Genomic DNA, 14,648 nt, shown 5'->3' with positions numbered 1-14,648 from the left:
GTCAACACCGGTACCGGCCGCATCAACCCAGCAGGTGGGCGACGCCGGCGCGCTCTTCTTCCAGCTCGGCCAGGGTCTTGTCGATGTACTTCTGGCTGAAGTCGTCGACCGGCAGATCCTTGACCAGGGTGTACTCGCCGTTCTCGGTGGTGACCGCGAAGCCGAAGATCACGCCTTCCGGAATGCCGTAGGAACCGTCGGACGGCACGCCCATGGTGACCCACTTGCCGTTGCTGCCCAGCACCCAGTCACGCACGTGGTCGATCGCTGCGTTGGCGGCCGAAGCAGCCGAGGACGAGCCACGGGCTTCGATGATCGCCGCGCCGCGCTTGCCGACGGTCGGGATGAAGGTGTTGGCGTTCCACTCCTGGTCGTTGATCGCATCGGCGATCGACGCACCATCGGCGGTGGCGAAACGGTAGTCCGGGTACATGGTCGGGCTGTGGTTGCCCCACACCACCAGCTTCTCCATGCCGGCGACCGGCTTGCCGAGCTTGGTCGACAGCTGGCTCAGCGCACGGTTGTGGTCCAGGCGCAGCATGGCGGTGAAGTTGCGCGGGTTCAGGTCCGGCGCCGACTTCATGGCGATGTAGGCATTGGTGTTGGCCGGGTTGCCGACCACCAGCACCTTCACGTCACGCTTGGCGACCTTGTTCAGTGCGGCGCCCTGGGCGGTGAAGATCTTCGCGTTTTCCAGCAGCAGATCCTTGCGCTCCATGCCCGGGCCGCGCGGACGTGCGCCGACCAGCAGGGCGATGTCGGCGTCCTTGAAGGCGACTTCGGCGTCGTCGGTGCCGACCATGCCGGCCAGCAGCGGGAACGCGCAGTCTTCCAGCTCCATCATCACGCCCTTCAGGGCGGCCTGGGCCTTGTCGACCGGCAGCTCCAGCAGCTGCAGGATGACCGGCTGGTCCTTGCCCAGCATTTCACCGGAGGCGATACGGAACAGCAGGGCGTAGCCGATCTGGCCGGCGGCGCCGGTCACGGCAACACGAACAGGTGCTTTCATGGGGATTTCCTCTGCTAAGAAGCGTAGTGCCGGCCGCTGGCCGGCTAAGTAGCGATGGGGGAGATGGCCGCACGGGCGGGGATGGGCCTGGCGGGGCGGCCGCAACATGGAAACGGCCCCCTTCGCAGGGGGCCGTCCGGGTATTGGATCAGGCGGGAATGAGCTTGTTCCACTCACCCACGCGCTCAGCCTGGGCGGCGAGCAGAGCGTCGGTGTCGCCTTCCAGGGTGATCGAATGGATTACGTCGCCCTGCTTGACCGAATCAACGATCACCTGGCCTTCCAGCACCTGGCCGAACACGGTGTGCTTGCCGTCCAGCCAATCGGTCTTGATGTGGGTGATGAAGAACTGGCTGCCATTGGTGTTCGGGCCGGCGTTGGCCATCGACAGCGAGCCGATCTGGTGCTTCACACCATTCTTCTCGTCTTCGAACTTGTAGCCCGGGCCGCCGGTGCCACGACCCTGCGGGCAGCCGCCCTGGATCATGAAATCAGGGATCACGCGGTGGAAGATCAGGCCATCATAGAAGCCGCGCTTGACCAGGTTCACGAAGTTGGCGACCGTCAGCGGCGCCTTGTCGGCGAACAGCTCGACCTTGATCGGGCCCTGGGTGGTGTCGAAAGTGGCGATGAGGGACATGCAGATCCTTGGGATGCGGGGTGTGTAATCAGCCCCATAAGGATACACCTCCCCCGTGGCCCGGGCAGCTTCGACCATGGGCGCAGGCAGGGTCTTCAGCCTGCGGACGGGCAGCGCCGGGGCGGCAGTCTGAATGGGGGCCTCAGCGGGTCTGAAATCCAGGTTTTCGCCAATCGTCAAGTTCGACGTATAATGTTGGACTTCTTTTTCCAAATCCGGCGCCGACTGGCCCCCTTTCGTATGTCCATCGAAAATCTTCGCAACATCGCCATCGTCGCTCACGTCGACCATGGCAAGACCACCCTGGTCGACCAGCTGCTGAAGCAGTCCGGCACCCTGTCCGAGCGTACCGTCCTCGCCGAGCGCGTGATGGACAGCAACGACCAGGAAAAGGAACGCGGCATCACCATCCTGGCCAAGAACACGGCCATCACGTGGGAAGACAAGAAGACCGGTATCAAGAACCGGATCAACATCGTCGACACCCCGGGACACGCCGACTTCGGCGGCGAGGTCGAGCGCGTGCTGTCGATGGTCGACACCGTGCTGATCCTGGTCGACGCGATGGACGGCCCGATGCCGCAGACCCGCTTCGTCACCCAGAAGGCCTTCGCGATGGGCTTCAAGCCGATCGTGGTGGTCAACAAGGTCGACCGTCCGGGCTCGCGTCCGGAGTGGGTGATCGACCAGGTCTTCGACCTGTTCGACAAGCTCGGCGCCACCAATGAACAGCTCGACTTCCCGATCGTCTACGCCTCGGCCCTGAACGGCTACGCCGGCCTGGAAGACAGCGTGCGCGACGGTGACATGACCGCGCTGTACGAAGCGATCATGCAGCACGCGCCGCGGCCGGAAGTGGACCCGGAAGGTCCGTTCCAGATGCGCATCAGCCAGCTGGACTACAACAACTTCGTGGGCGTGATCGGCATCGGCCGCATCCAGCGCGGCACCCTGAAGAAGGGCATGCAGGTCGCGGTGATCGACCGTGAAGGCAAGAAGCGCAACGGCAAGGTCGCACAGGTGCTGGGCTTCCTGGGCCTGGAGCGCATCGAGCAGGACACCGCCGAGGCCGGCGACATCGTCGCCATCTCCGGCATTGCCGAGCTGACCATTTCCGACACCCTGTGCCACCCGGACACCCCGGAAGCACTGCCGGCGCTGACCGTCGATGAACCGACGATCTCGATGACCTTCCAGGTCAACAACTCGCCGTTCGCCGGCAACAAGGACCTGTCCGGTGGCAAGTTCCTGACCAGCCGCCAGATCAAGGACCGCCTGGACCGCGAACAGGTCCACAACGTGGCCCTGAAGGTGGAACAGCTGGAAGACGCCGACAAGTTCCTGGTCTCCGGCCGTGGCGAACTGCACCTGTCGGTGCTGATCGAGAACATGCGTCGCGAAGGCTACGAGCTGGCCGTGTCGCGCCCGGAAGTGATCATCAAGCAGATCGACGGCCAGGCCATGGAGCCGATCGAACAGCTGGTGGTGGACATTGAAGAAGTGCACCAGGGCGGCGTGATGGAAAAGCTGGGCTCCCGCAAGGGCCAGCTGAAGAACATGGAATCGGACGGCAAGGGCCGTGTGCGCCTGGAATACCAGATCCCGGCCCGTGGCCTGATCGGTTTCCAGAACGAGTTCAAGACCCTCACCCAGGGTTCGGGCCTGCTGTTCCATGTGTTCGACCATTACGGCCCGAAGGAACAGGGCGCCATCGCCAAGCGCCAGAACGGCGTGATGATCGCCAATGCTCCGGGTGCCACCCCGGCGTACTCGCTTGGCCCGCTGCAGGAACGCGGCAAGCTGTTCGCTGCTGAAGGCGACAACGTGTACGAAGGCCAGCTGATCGGTATCCACTCCAAGGACAACGATCTGACCGTCAACGCGATCAAGACCAAGCCGCTGACCAACATGCGCGCTTCGGGCAAGGACGATGCGATCCAGCTGACCCCGGCGATCAAGTACTCGTTGGAACAGGCGCTGGACTTCATCGAAGACGACGAGCTGGTCGAGATCACCCCGAAGGAAATCCGTCTGCGCAAGAAGGGTCTGACCGAAAGCGACCGCAAGAAGTCGTCGCGCGGCGGCTGATCCAGCAACTGTGAGCCAGAACGGCTACAACCCGGATCCGCATCGGCATCCGGGCCTCCACGTCATCGCCTTGCTCGAAGCGAGCAAGGCGATGCTGGCGTTGTTGGCGGCTACCGGACTGGAAATCCTCGGTCCGCAGCCGCTTCGCGACGGCGTCAATGCCCTGATCCGGCGTTTCAGCCTGGACCCGGATCACGGCACCCTGCCCTCGCTGTTGAATGCAATCAGTCCCGACGCGGTGCACCTGGCCGCGGCGGCGATGATCGGCTACGGCCTGCTGCACCTGGTCGAAGCCTGGGGTCTGTGGAAAGCCAAGGCATGGGCCTCCTGGCTGGGCTGCCTGACCGCCTCCATCTACCTGCCCTTCGATATCTACGCGATCGTCCGCCATCCCGGCTGGGCCTCGTGGACGGTGCTGGCGATCAACCTGATCGTCGTCTACGTGCTGGCGCGCGACCTGCGCAAGCGCCGCCGCTGAGCAGCCGCTACACTGGGGATCGGAGCCGTCGAAGCTGCCCCATGCGCCTGTCCTTGCCGCCCCTCCTGTCCTGTCTGATCGCCGCACTGCCTGCGGTGTTTGCTGCTGGCTGCAGCCCGGCCACGTCCAGCGCCCACGCTGCCGAACCGGGTAGCAGCAACGTGCCTTTCGCTTACGCCGAGACCGAGGTCTCCGACCTGCAGGCACGCATGGTCGCCGGCGAACTGGACAGCACCACCCTCACTCACGCCTACCTCAAGCGCATCGCCACACTGGACCGCGCCGGACCGCGCCTGCGCGCGGTGATCGAGCTCAACCCCGATGCCCTGAAGGAAGCTGCCGAGCGTGATCGCGAGCGCCGTGCCGGCCGCCTGCGCGGACCGCTGCATGGCATCCCGATCCTGCTGAAGGACAACATCAACACCGCGCCAATGGCCACCAGCGCCGGCTCCCTCGCCCTGCAGGGCTTCCGCCCCGACGATGCCTACCTGGTCCGCCGCCTGCGTGAAGCGGGCGCGGTGGTGCTGGGCAAGACCAACCTCAGCGAGTGGGCCAACTTCCGTGGCAACGACTCCATCTCCGGCTGGAGCGCGCGCGGTGGCCAGACCCGCAATCCCTACCGCCTCAGTCATTCGCCCTGCGGCTCCAGCAGCGGCAGCGCGGTGGCCGTGGCCGCCAACCTGGCCAGCGTGGCGATCGGCACTGAAACCGATGGCAGCATCGTCTGCCCCGCGGCGGTCAACGGCGTGGTCGGCCTGAAACCGACCGTCGGCCTGGTCAGCCGCGAAGGCATCATCCCGATCTCCTTCAGCCAGGACACTGCGGGCCCGATGACCCGCAGCGTCGCCGACGCCGCCGCCGTGCTGACCGCCATCGCCGGCCGCGATGATGCCGATCCCGCGACCGCGACCATGCCCGGCCGCGCGGTCTACGACTACACCGCACGACTGGATCCGCAGGGCCTGCGTGGCAAGCGCATCGGCCTGCTGCAGACACCATTGCTGAAGTATCGCGGGATGCCACCGCTGGTTGAGCAGGCGGTCGCCGAGCTGCGCCGCGCCGGCGCCGTGGTGGTGCCGGTGGAACTGCCCAACCAGGGCGCCTGGGCCGATGCCGAGCGCATCGTCCTGCTTTACGAATTCAAGGCGGGACTGGAGCGCTACCTCAGCACCTACCAGGCGCCATTGCGCAGCCTGGCCGGGCTGATCGCCTTCAACGAGGCACACAAGGGCCAGGAACTGGGCCTGTTCGGCCAGGAGCTGCTGCAGGAGGCCGAGGCGACCCCTGGCCTGGGTGATCCCGTGTACATCCGCGCGCGCAGCGATGCGCGGCGGCTGGCGGGCCCGGAAGGCATCGACGCCGTGTTGGCATCGCAGAAGCTGGATGCGCTGGTCGCACCGACGACCGGCGTGGCCTGGCCCCTGCGCAGCACAGGCGATGACTTCCCCGGCGAGAGCTACAGTGTCGCCGCCGTCGCCGGCTACCCCAGCCTGAGCGTGCCGATGGGCCAGATCGATGGCTTGCCGGCAGGGCTGCTGTTCATGGGCACGGCCTGGAGCGAACCGAAGTTGATCGAGATGGCCTACGCGTATGAGCAGCGCACGCGCGCCCGGCGTCCACCGCACTTCGATACCGATACCTTGATCGAATCCGGCGATCCCTGACATCCGGTAGTGCCGGCCCTTACATCCGGTAGTGCCGGCCGCTGGCCGGCAGTTTCAGAAGGGTCGAGTTGCCGGCCAGCGGCCGGCACTACCGATCCGACGGCTCCACCGGCGCGATGGCCGCCTCCCCATCCTCCGCACCCGGCGAGCGCACATCCGCGCTGCCTGCACGCCGCATCCGCGGCATATCCAGCTCATCGTCCCGCTGCAGGCGCGCGCGTACCTGCGGCAGCGATTGCGGATGCTCGCGTGCGAGGAAATCCAGCATGCGTTCGCGCACCAGGCAGCGCAGGTCGAACGCATCACCGGAACTGCGCGCACTGACCAGCAGCCGCACCTGGATCGCGCGCTCGCTGGTCTCGGTCACCTGCGTCACGCACACCCGTCCATCCCACAGCGGCTGGCCCTGGCAGATGCGTTCCAGCTCGGCACGTATCGCCGCGATCGGCGCACGGTAGTCCAGCCACAGGAAGGCCGTACCCAGCAGGTCGGCACTGCGTCGCGTCCAGTTCTGGAAGGGATGCTCGATGAACCATGTCAGCGGCACCACCATCCGCCGCTCATCCCAGATCCGCACCACCACATAGCTGCTGCCGATTTCCTCGACACGCCCCCACTCGCCCTCGACGATCACTACGTCATCGAGCCGGATCGGCTGTGTCACCGCGATCTGCACGCCGGCGATCAGGTTGCCGAACACCGGTTTGGCGGCGATACCCGCCACCAAGCCGATCAGGCCCGCAGAAGCCAGCAGTGCGGTGCCGATCTTCTGCACCATCGGGAAGGTCAGCAGCACCAGCGAAGCACCGAGCACGATGATGCCGCCCATCAGCACGCGACTGAGCACCCGCGTCTGGGTCTGGATGCGGCGCGCTTCGAGGTTGTCCGAGACATCGATGGGATGGCTGCGCAGGATCGCGCGCTCGCCCGCAGCAACACCGCGCACCAGCAACCAGATGAAGCAGGCGGTCAAGCCGATGTGCAGCACGCGCAGCAACTGATCGAGCGTATGTTCCGGCAACGGCGTGGCCTGCAGCGCCGGCACCAGCAGCAGCAAGGGCAGCGCCAGCGCCAACGGCGGACCGATCACCCGGCCGATGCGCGCACGGCGCCGATCACGCCCGCGCAGGCGGCGGTACAGCGCCAGTACGGCCCAAGCACCCAGGCCTCCGACCACCAGGGCGGTTCCGATCGGCCACAGATACTGCTGCAGGTGTTGCCAGACCACTGTGCATCCTCGCTGTCTATATCGAGGAGCCAGCGTGGCGCATGCACCATGAGCGCGATGTCAGCCGTTCGTAAGCAGAATGTAGGCGGGGGTGTTCGGCAGGGCTGCGCCCTGCACCCGCAGAGGCCGGAGCAACGGCAACGGCAACAGCAACGGCAAAAGCCGGCATTCCGTGGGATGGCAGGGTGGGTCCGGTTGCGGGGGGACGCCGTGAATCCCCAGACCGGCCCAGCCGCTGGCGGCTGTGCGTTCGGGCGCTTGCGAAGCAGTGCTTCGCAAGCAAAGCGCCCTCACCCCTGGAGGCTTGGGCGCGCCATCCATGGCGCTTACACCCCCGCAACCGGACCCACCCCGCCTTCGACAGATTCCCGCCATCTGTCGGAATGTCATGGCCTGCTCTTGGTGGGTGTCGACCTTGGTCGACACGTAGATCCACACCATGCGTGGATGCTCTTCGATCAATTGTCGAAATATTCGATTCCGATGGAGATTCATCCACGCATGGCGTGGATCTACCAGACATCAGGAAACTGTCGAAGGTGGGGCGGTGTCGGAGTGCGGGGTGTCAGCCGCATGGATGCGGCTGCCAAGCCTACAGGGACGTACTTGCGGCGTCCCCGCACTCCGACACCGCCCCGCCAACCACGGAATCCCGCTGTTGCTGTTGCTGTTGATTCGGCAGGTGCAGGGCGCAGCCCTGCAGAAGCCAACCCTCAGCGCACCTGCTCCTGCTTGCGCACGATCGCCATCGCAATCTCCAGCGACTGCTCGTAGTTCAATCGCGGATCGACAGTCGAACGATAGGCACGCTCCAGATCACGCTCGGTCAGCTCGCGCGCACCGCCGGTGCATTCGGTCACATCCTCACCGGTCAGTTCCAGATGCACGCCACCCAGGCGGGTGCCTGCGGCCGCGTGCAGGTCGAACGACATCTCGACCTCACCACGCACGTTGTCGAAGCGCCGCGTCTTGAAGCCGTTGGCAGTGCTCTCGGTATTGCCATGCATCGCATCGCACACCCACAGCACGCGGCGACCATCGCGTTTGACCGCATCCAGCAGCAGCGGCAGCTTCTGCGCGATCTGCGCCGCGCCCATGCGATGGATGAAGCTCAGGCGGCCCGGCTCGTCATCTGGATTGAGCACATCGATCAGGCGCAGCAACTGGTCGGGCGTTACCGACGGGCCGACCTTGATCGCGATCGGATTGCGCACGCCACGCAGGTACTCCACGTGTGCGCCATCCAGCGCGGCGGTACGCATGCCGATCCACGGATAGTGCGTGCTCAGGTTCAACCAGCCCTGCTGGCGCGGCACCTGCCGGGTCAGCGCCTGCTCGTAGGGCAGCAGCAGCGCTTCATGCGAGGTGTAGAAATCGATGCGGTTGAGGTTGTGCACGCGGGCCCCGGCCAGGGTCTCCATGAAGTGCACGGCATCGCCGATCGAGGCGACCATCTTCTGGTACTCAGCGGCCAACGGCGAGTGGCTTACCCATTCCAGATTCCAGTATTCGGGATGGTGCAGGTCGGCGAAGCCGCCATCGATCAGCGCACGCACGAAGTTCATCGTCATCGCCGAATGCGCGTGGGCCTGCAGCATCCGCTTCGGATCGGGCAGCCGCGCCGCCTCGGTGAAGGCCGGCGCATTGATGACATCGCCGCGGTAGCTGGGCAGGGTCACGCCATCGCGGGTCTCGGTATCGGCCGAACGCGGCTTGGCGTACTGCCCGGCGAAACGGCCGACGCGGATCACCGGCTGACGCAGGCCGTGCACCAGCACCAGGCTCATCTGCAGCAGCACCTTCAACCGGTTGGAAATCGTGCCCGATTCGCAGTCGCTGAAATTCTCCGCGCAGTCACCGCCCTGCAGCAGGAAACGCCTGCCTTCCTGGGCATCGGCCAGCTGCTGCTTCAGCGCCAGGATCTCCCACGATGTAACCAGTGGCGGCAGGCGCTTCAACTCGTGCAGGGCGGCATCCAGTGCCACCGGATCGGGATAGGTCGGCATCTGCAGCGCGGTCTTGCCCCGCCAGCTCTCCGGTGACCACGCAGCGCCAGCGGCGAAAGCGGCAGGATCGGGGGCGGGCGGAACGGCGGACAGGCTCATCACGGACATCCGGGGGTGGGGGGCGGTCATGGTCGCAGAGCCAGCCGCTGGCGCAAAGGGCCAGGCACCGCCACGTCTGCCTGAACGGTGCGGAAAGGGGCGGTGTGATCGGCCAGAAACGGCATGGTCGCCGTTGCGGGACAGGCGCATGATCGGCACGCAGTTGTTACGGAGTAACACTCCCTCATGGACCGGCCCCCCTTTCCCCTTCCCTGCCCATTTCCCATGAAGCCCTCCCTGCTCACCACCGCCATCACCTTCGCCCTGATCCTGGCCAGCCAACCTGTGCTTGCCGCCGACGCTGATGCCAGCGCGGCTGCGGTCAAGGACCTCGACGTGGTCACCGTCAGTGCCCAGCTCGACCAGGCCCGCAACGCCCTGTCCCCGGACATCGGCAGCAGCCAGTACCAGATCACCGCCGAGGACATCCAGAAGCAGCCCCTGGGCGCCTCCGCCCCGCTCAGCCAGGTGCTGCTGCAGGCCCCGGGCGTGGTCCAGGACTCCTACGGCGGCGTGCACGTGCGCGGCGACCACGCCAACCTGCAGTACCGCATCAACGGCGTGCTGCTGCCCGAATCGATCTCCGGCTTCGGCCAGACCCTGGATGCGCGCACGATCAAGAGCATCCGCCTGATGGACGGTGCCCTGCCGGCCCAGTTTGGTGAGCGCACCGCCGCGGTGGTGGATATCACGACCCGCAGTGGCGCCGAGCTGGGCAACGGCGGCAGCGCCGGCATCACCGCCGGCTCGTTCGGCAAGGTCAACCCGAATGCCTCCTGGTGGGGCAACCAGGGCCGCTGGAGCTGGTTCCTGACCGGCAACTACGATCAGAACGAGGTCGGGCTGGAAAACCCCACCAGCGCACGCAAGCCGCTGCATGACGATACCCACCAGGGAAAGGCCTTTGCCGACCTGACCTATCTGGTCAACGACAGCACCCGCCTGAGCGTGTTCGCCGGCTTCGCCAACAACCGCTTCCAGATTCCGGTCAACCCGGGGCAGACCCCGCAGTTCGGTTACCTGGACACCACCACCTTCGATTCCAGCCAGCTGGACGAAACCCAACGCGAGACCACCCGCTTCGGCATGCTGGTGCTGCAGGGAACACTGGGCCAGACCGCGTACCAGCTGTCGGCCGGCCAGCGCTACAGCGACGTGGCCTTCAACCCGGACATCGTCGGCGACCTGGTGTTCAGCGGCGTCGCCTCGCAGGTCCAACGCAGCAACCGCGCCAACACCCTGCAGGCCGATTTCTCCACGCCGCTGGGCGACAACCACACCCTGCGTTATGGCCTGTATGGCAACTACGAACACGCCGCCGCCAACAACAGCAGCTGGGTATTCCCGGTCGATGCCGATGGCCGGCAGACAAGCACCACGCCGCAGCTGATCCCGGACCGCAACGCGTTCCACGCCAGTACCGCAGCACTGTACGTGCAGGATGAGTGGCGGATAGGCGATGACTGGACGGTCAACTACGGCCTGCGCGGCGACCGCTTCAAGGCGTTCGGCCACACCGAGGGCCAGCTCAGCCCGCGCTTGGGCGTGGTCTGGAATGCCAGCGACAGCACCACGGTGCATGCCGGCTACTCGCGCTATTTCACCCCGCCCGCCAGCGAACTGGTTGCCGGCAGCGATCTGGCCCTGTTCGACGGCACCAGCAATCAGCAACCCGCCGGTGGCAGCAACACGCCATTGTCCGAGCGCAGCGACTATTACGACATCGGCGTTTCACAGCAGGTCGGCGAGCACCTCACCCTCGGCCTGGATGCCTACGACCGCCGCGTCTCGCGCCTGCAGGACGAAGGCCAGTTCGGCGCCGCCTACATCTATTCCACCTTCAACTATCGGCGCGGCCACATCCACGGCCTGGAGTTCAGCGCCGACTACAGCAACGGGCCGATCAGCGCGTACTTCAACGCGGCCTACAACAAGGCGATGGGCACCCAGGTCATCACCAGCCAGTACAACCTCGATCCGGATGCATTGGCCTACGTGCAGCAGAACTGGATCCACCTGGACCACGACCAGAAGCTGACTTCTTCCGGCGGCGTCAGCTATACCTTCGCTGGCCACAACCGGGTGGGCGCGAACTACGTGTACGGCAGCGGCCTGCGTTCGGACATCGAGGGCGTGCCCAATGGCGGCGAGCTGCCGTCGTATCTGCAGGTCAATCTCAGCGCCGCGCATGACTTCAACGCCGACAGTGGTCACCCGCTGCACGTGCAGCTGGCCGTGCTCAACACGCTGGACCGCAGCTACCAGCTGCGCGATGGCGGCGGCATCGGCGTGTTCGCGCCGCAATGGGGGCCGCGTCGCGGCGCCTATCTGAGCCTGCAGCAGGATTTCTGAGGTAGTGCCGGCCGCTGGCCGGCAACCCCGGGGATGGTGCAGTCCCGTGCGATGCCGGCCAGCGGCCGGCACTACCGGAACGCGGCAGAGCCACGCCATGCGTGGCTTCAGACTGGATCAGCGCTTGACCTTGCGCAACGACACAACCAGCGCCCACAGCGCCAGCAGCACGAACCACACGCCCGACCACATCGGCATGGTCAGACCAAGGAAGGTCCAGTCGATGTTGCCGCAGTTGCCGGTGCCGGTCAGCACGGTACGGAACACTTCCAGCGGCCCCATGGTCTCTCGCAGGAAGGCCAACGGCGGGCCACAGGTCGCACCCATTTCCGGCGGCAGCATCTGCACGTAGACATGGCGTGCGGCGATGCCCACGCCCACGGCAGCGGCGATGAACGCGAGGATGCCGTAGGTCGCCCGACCCGGACGGTTGGACGGCCCGTGCAAGGCACCGATCAGGAACAGCAGGCCCAGGGCAACGAATGCCAGGCGCTGGAAGATGCACAGCGGACACGGCTCCAGCCCCATCTTCAACTGCAGGAAGATGGCGTAGCCCAGCAGGCCCGCGCAGATCAGGAAGCCCAACAGGAACTGGGCGCGGAAAGGCCAGCGCAGAGGATTCATCGGCAACGCTCGTGTAGTACGGACCGCAAGCGTAACCGAGAGTGCGCGCCATTCGAACCGCCACAACGTCGCGCCCGTCGGAACGTTGCGGGGTCGCATCCCTTTGCACATGCAAAGGGCTCTGCCCCCCAGAAACGGAAAAACCCGGCACGAGGCCGGGTTCTTCACCGAATGACGGGTGTAGCGCGTCGATTACTCTTCGACGGCTTCAGCCACGACCGGACGGTCAACCAGTTCGACGTAGGCCATCGGCGCGTTGTCGCCGGCGCGGAAGCCGCACTTCAGCAGGCGCAGGTAACCGCCCGGACGGGTCGCGTAGCGCGGGCCCAGGATGGTGAACAGGTTGCCGACGGCTTCGTTGTCGCGCAGGCGGGCGAAGGCCAGACGACGGTTGGCGACGGAGTCGACCTTGGCCAGGGTGATCAGCGGCTCGGCGACGCGGCGCAGTTCCTTGGCCTTCGGCAGGGTGGTCTTGATCAGCTCGTGCTTGAACAGCGAGGCGGCCATGTTCTTGAACATCGCTTCGCGGTGGGCGCTGGTACGGCTGAACTTACGGCCGGATTTCTGATGACGCATGGTGATATTCCTTGGTTAATGATGTGGCTTTGCGGATCGTTGTCGCCTTCCTGGCGCTGCTGCTCGGACTGCGGTTGGTCCTGGCCATCCGTCCTGGACGACCTGCCCGCGAACCTTCGTTCGTCGTGGCGGTATTGCCTTGGTGCAATGGCCCCGTCGTTGCCGACGGGGCCATGCAGTCTTGCAGAAAGGCTATATCAGCCCAGCATGCCGTGGCTGGCGACGCCGGCCGGCGGCCAGTTCTCCAGCTTCATGCCGAGCGACAGGCCACGCTGGGCCAGCACTTCCTTGATCTCGGTGAGCGACTTCTTACCCAGGTTCGGGGTCTTCAGCAGCTCGACTTCGGTCTTCTGGATCAGATCGCCGATGTAGTAGATGCTCTCGGCCTTCAGGCAGTTGGCCGAACGCACGGTCAGCTCCAGATCGTCGATCGGGCGCAGCAGCACCGGATCCACGCCGTTGTTGGCCGGCTTCGCCGCACCGCGGTCGCGGTGGGTGAAGTCACCGAACACCGACAGCTGATCGCTGAGGATGTCGGCAGCGGTACGCACTGCTTCTTCGGCGTCGATGGTGCCGTTGGTCTCGATATCGATGACCAGCTTGTCCAGATCGGTGCGCTGTTCGACACGAGCCGCTTCCACGGCATAGGCGACACGGCGGACCGGCGAGAACGAGGCATCCAGGACCAGACGGCCGATGGCACGGGTTTCTTCGTCCGGACGACGACGCGCAGCAGCCGGCTGATAGCCGAAACCACGCTCGATCTTCAGACGCATGTTCACTGCCGTGTCCTTGGTCAGGTGGCAGATCACGTGGTCGCCGTTCAAGATCTCCACATTGTGGTCGACCTTGATGTCGGCAGCGGTGACAACGCCCGGACCCTGCTTGGACAGGGACAGAGTCGCGTTGTCGCCAGAGTGCATACGGATGGCCACGTCCTTCAGGTTCAGCAGGACTTCCAGCACGTCCTCCTGCAGACCTTCGACCGTGGTGTACTCGTGCAACACGCCGTCGATTTCGACTTCCGTGATGGCGAAGCCCGGGATGGACGACAGCAGCACGCGACGCAGGGCATTACCCAGCGTATGCCCGTAACCCCGCTCCAAAGGTTCGATAACGACCTTTGCACGGGTGTCGGTAATGCGTTCGATCTGCGGACCGCGAGGACGCAGAACCTGGTTGGCGGTAACCGTCATGTTGCGGGTTCTCCTAGTGAACCCCCGGCCGTCGCCGGGGGCTCTCCAATGTGAATTACTTCGAATACAGCTCGACGATCAGCGCTTCGTTGATGTCCGCAGGCAGATCCGAACGATCCGGAACAGCCTTGAAGATGCCGGAGAACTTGCCGGAATCCACTTCAACCCACGACGGGCTCAGGTCATGCTGGGCGGCGACGGTCAGGGCTTCCTGGACGCGCAGCTGCTTGGCAGCCTTTTCAGACAGGGCGATGGCGTCGCCAGCCTTGACCTGGTACGAGGCCAGGTTGACCGACTTGCCATTCACGGTGACGCCGCGGTGCGACACCAGCTGACGGGCAGCCGGACGGGTCACGGCGAAGCCCATGCGGTAGACAACGTTGTCCAGGCGGGTTTCCAGCAGCTGCAGGAGGTTCTCGCCGGTGTTGCCCTTCTTGGTCGAGGCCTTCTTGTAGTAGTTGCGGAACTGACGCTCCAGCAGACCGTAGATACGCTTGACCTTCTGCTTTTCACGCAGCTGGGTAGCGTAGTCGGACAGCTTGCCCTTACGGGCAGTGGCGCCATGCTGGCCGGGCTTCTGCTCCAACTTGCACTTGGAATCCAGCGCACGCGCCGGGCTCTTCAGGGACAGGTCGGCGCCTTCGCGACGGGCGAGCTTACAGGTAGGACCGATATAACGAGCCATTTC

At 65.3% G+C, this 14,648-nt stretch carries 12 protein-coding genes; 4 read left to right on the top strand and 8 right to left on the bottom strand.

What is annotated here, in order from left to right:
• Positions 1-22: 22 nt before the first annotated feature.
• Together ACQ5SA_RS05990 and ACQ5SA_RS05985 are read right to left on the bottom strand one after the other, a co-directional pair.
• On the bottom strand, positions 23-1,009 hold the full coding sequence (locus tag ACQ5SA_RS05990; protein WP_025879435.1) for a malate dehydrogenase: 987 nt from the start codon (positions 1,007-1,009) through the stop codon (positions 23-25).
• Between the two features lie 148 nt (positions 1,010-1,157).
• The gene (locus ACQ5SA_RS05985) at positions 1,158-1,649 is read right to left on the bottom strand and encodes a peptidylprolyl isomerase (protein ID WP_499313414.1); all 492 of its coding nucleotides are present in this window, start codon (positions 1,647-1,649) and stop codon (positions 1,158-1,160) included.
• A 240-nt stretch (positions 1,650-1,889) separates the two neighbouring features.
• On the opposite strand from ACQ5SA_RS05985, the gene typA reads away from it, so the two are divergent.
• The 3 genes from typA to ACQ5SA_RS05970 are packed head-to-tail and all read left to right on the top strand — an operon-like array spanning position 1,890 to position 5,879.
• Positions 1,890-3,737: a translational GTPase TypA gene (typA, locus tag ACQ5SA_RS05980; RefSeq protein WP_108266192.1), complete on the top strand. Its 1,848-nt coding sequence runs from the start codon at positions 1,890-1,892 to the stop codon at positions 3,735-3,737.
• A 10-nt stretch (positions 3,738-3,747) separates the two neighbouring features.
• A complete protein-coding gene (locus ACQ5SA_RS05975; RefSeq protein ID WP_025879438.1) occupies positions 3,748-4,215 on the top strand; it encodes a DUF2127 domain-containing protein in 468 nt (155 codons plus the stop codon).
• Between the two features lie 41 nt (positions 4,216-4,256).
• Entirely contained in the window at positions 4,257-5,879 is a 1,623-nt protein-coding gene (locus ACQ5SA_RS05970) for an amidase (protein ID WP_499313410.1), read from the top strand.
• Positions 5,880-5,967: 88 nt separating this feature from the next.
• On the opposite strand, the gene ACQ5SA_RS05965 is transcribed toward ACQ5SA_RS05970, so the two are convergent.
• Positions 5,968-7,107 (bottom strand): mechanosensitive ion channel family protein, encoded by a 1,140-nt coding sequence (locus ACQ5SA_RS05965; protein WP_499313406.1) that lies wholly within the window; start codon positions 7,105-7,107, stop codon positions 5,968-5,970.
• A 713-nt stretch (positions 7,108-7,820) separates the two neighbouring features.
• Positions 7,821-9,212: a class II 3-deoxy-7-phosphoheptulonate synthase gene (locus tag ACQ5SA_RS05960; protein WP_499313404.1), complete on the bottom strand. Its 1,392-nt coding sequence runs from the start codon at positions 9,210-9,212 to the stop codon at positions 7,821-7,823.
• Between the two features lie 225 nt (positions 9,213-9,437).
• Here ACQ5SA_RS05960 and ACQ5SA_RS05955 point away from each other — a divergent pair, with 225 nt between their 5' ends.
• Positions 9,438-11,564 carry a TonB-dependent receptor gene (locus ACQ5SA_RS05955; RefSeq protein ID WP_499313401.1) on the top strand — a complete coding sequence of 709 codons (2,127 nt, stop codon included), beginning with the start codon at positions 9,438-9,440 and terminating at the stop codon, positions 11,562-11,564.
• Between the two features lie 117 nt (positions 11,565-11,681).
• Here the strand turns inward: ACQ5SA_RS05955 and ACQ5SA_RS05950 are convergent, their stop codons facing one another.
• The 4 genes from ACQ5SA_RS05950 to rpsD all read right to left on the bottom strand — a co-directional run bounded on the left by ACQ5SA_RS05950 (position 11,682) and on the right by rpsD (position 14,645).
• Positions 11,682-12,188 (bottom strand): disulfide bond formation protein B, encoded by a 507-nt coding sequence (locus ACQ5SA_RS05950; protein ID WP_089239011.1) that lies wholly within the window; start codon positions 12,186-12,188, stop codon positions 11,682-11,684.
• A gap of 192 nt (positions 12,189-12,380) precedes the next feature.
• Positions 12,381-12,764 carry a 50S ribosomal protein L17 gene (rplQ, locus tag ACQ5SA_RS05945; protein ID WP_089239009.1) on the bottom strand — a complete coding sequence of 128 codons (384 nt, stop codon included), beginning with the start codon at positions 12,762-12,764 and terminating at the stop codon, positions 12,381-12,383.
• 197 nt (positions 12,765-12,961) lie between these two features.
• Entirely contained in the window at positions 12,962-13,960 is a 999-nt protein-coding gene (locus ACQ5SA_RS05940) for a DNA-directed RNA polymerase subunit alpha (protein ID WP_025879320.1), read from the bottom strand.
• A 55-nt stretch (positions 13,961-14,015) separates the two neighbouring features.
• Positions 14,016-14,645 carry a 30S ribosomal protein S4 gene (gene rpsD, locus ACQ5SA_RS05935; protein WP_025879319.1) on the bottom strand — a complete coding sequence of 210 codons (630 nt, stop codon included), beginning with the start codon at positions 14,643-14,645 and terminating at the stop codon, positions 14,016-14,018.
• Positions 14,646-14,648 lie beyond the last annotated feature (3 nt).

Origin of the sequence: Stenotrophomonas indicatrix, assembly GCF_050573115.1 — a bacterium.
Lineage (GTDB): Bacteria > Pseudomonadota > Gammaproteobacteria > Xanthomonadales > Xanthomonadaceae > Stenotrophomonas > Stenotrophomonas lactitubi_A.
This window is presented reverse-complemented; position numbering and strand designations above follow the sequence as displayed.

What these genes read in the sequence shown, in the direction of transcription:
- ACQ5SA_RS05990 (WP_025879435.1), bottom strand. Translation starts at nt 1,009, where the DNA reads ATGAAAGCACCTGTTCGTGTTGCCGTGACCGGCGCCGCCGGCCAGATC.
- ACQ5SA_RS05985 (WP_499313414.1), bottom strand. Translation starts at nt 1,649, where the DNA reads ATGTCCCTCATCGCCACTTTCGACACCACCCAGGGCCCGATCAAGGTC.
- typA (WP_108266192.1), top strand. Translation starts at nt 1,890, where the DNA reads ATGTCCATCGAAAATCTTCGCAACATCGCCATCGTCGCTCACGTCGAC.
- ACQ5SA_RS05970 (WP_499313410.1), top strand. Translation starts at nt 4,257, where the DNA reads ATGCGCCTGTCCTTGCCGCCCCTCCTGTCCTGTCTGATCGCCGCACTG.
- ACQ5SA_RS05960 (WP_499313404.1), bottom strand. Translation starts at nt 9,212, where the DNA reads ATGAGCCTGTCCGCCGTTCCGCCCGCCCCCGATCCTGCCGCTTTCGCC.
- ACQ5SA_RS05955 (WP_499313401.1), top strand. Translation starts at nt 9,438, where the DNA reads ATGAAGCCCTCCCTGCTCACCACCGCCATCACCTTCGCCCTGATCCTG.
- ACQ5SA_RS05950 (WP_089239011.1), bottom strand. Translation starts at nt 12,188, where the DNA reads ATGAATCCTCTGCGCTGGCCTTTCCGCGCCCAGTTCCTGTTGGGCTTC.
- rplQ (WP_089239009.1), bottom strand. Translation starts at nt 12,764, where the DNA reads ATGCGTCATCAGAAATCCGGCCGTAAGTTCAGCCGTACCAGCGCCCAC.
- ACQ5SA_RS05940 (WP_025879320.1), bottom strand. Translation starts at nt 13,960, where the DNA reads ATGACGGTTACCGCCAACCAGGTTCTGCGTCCTCGCGGTCCGCAGATC.
- rpsD (WP_025879319.1), bottom strand. Translation starts at nt 14,645, where the DNA reads ATGGCTCGTTATATCGGTCCTACCTGTAAGCTCGCCCGTCGCGAAGGC.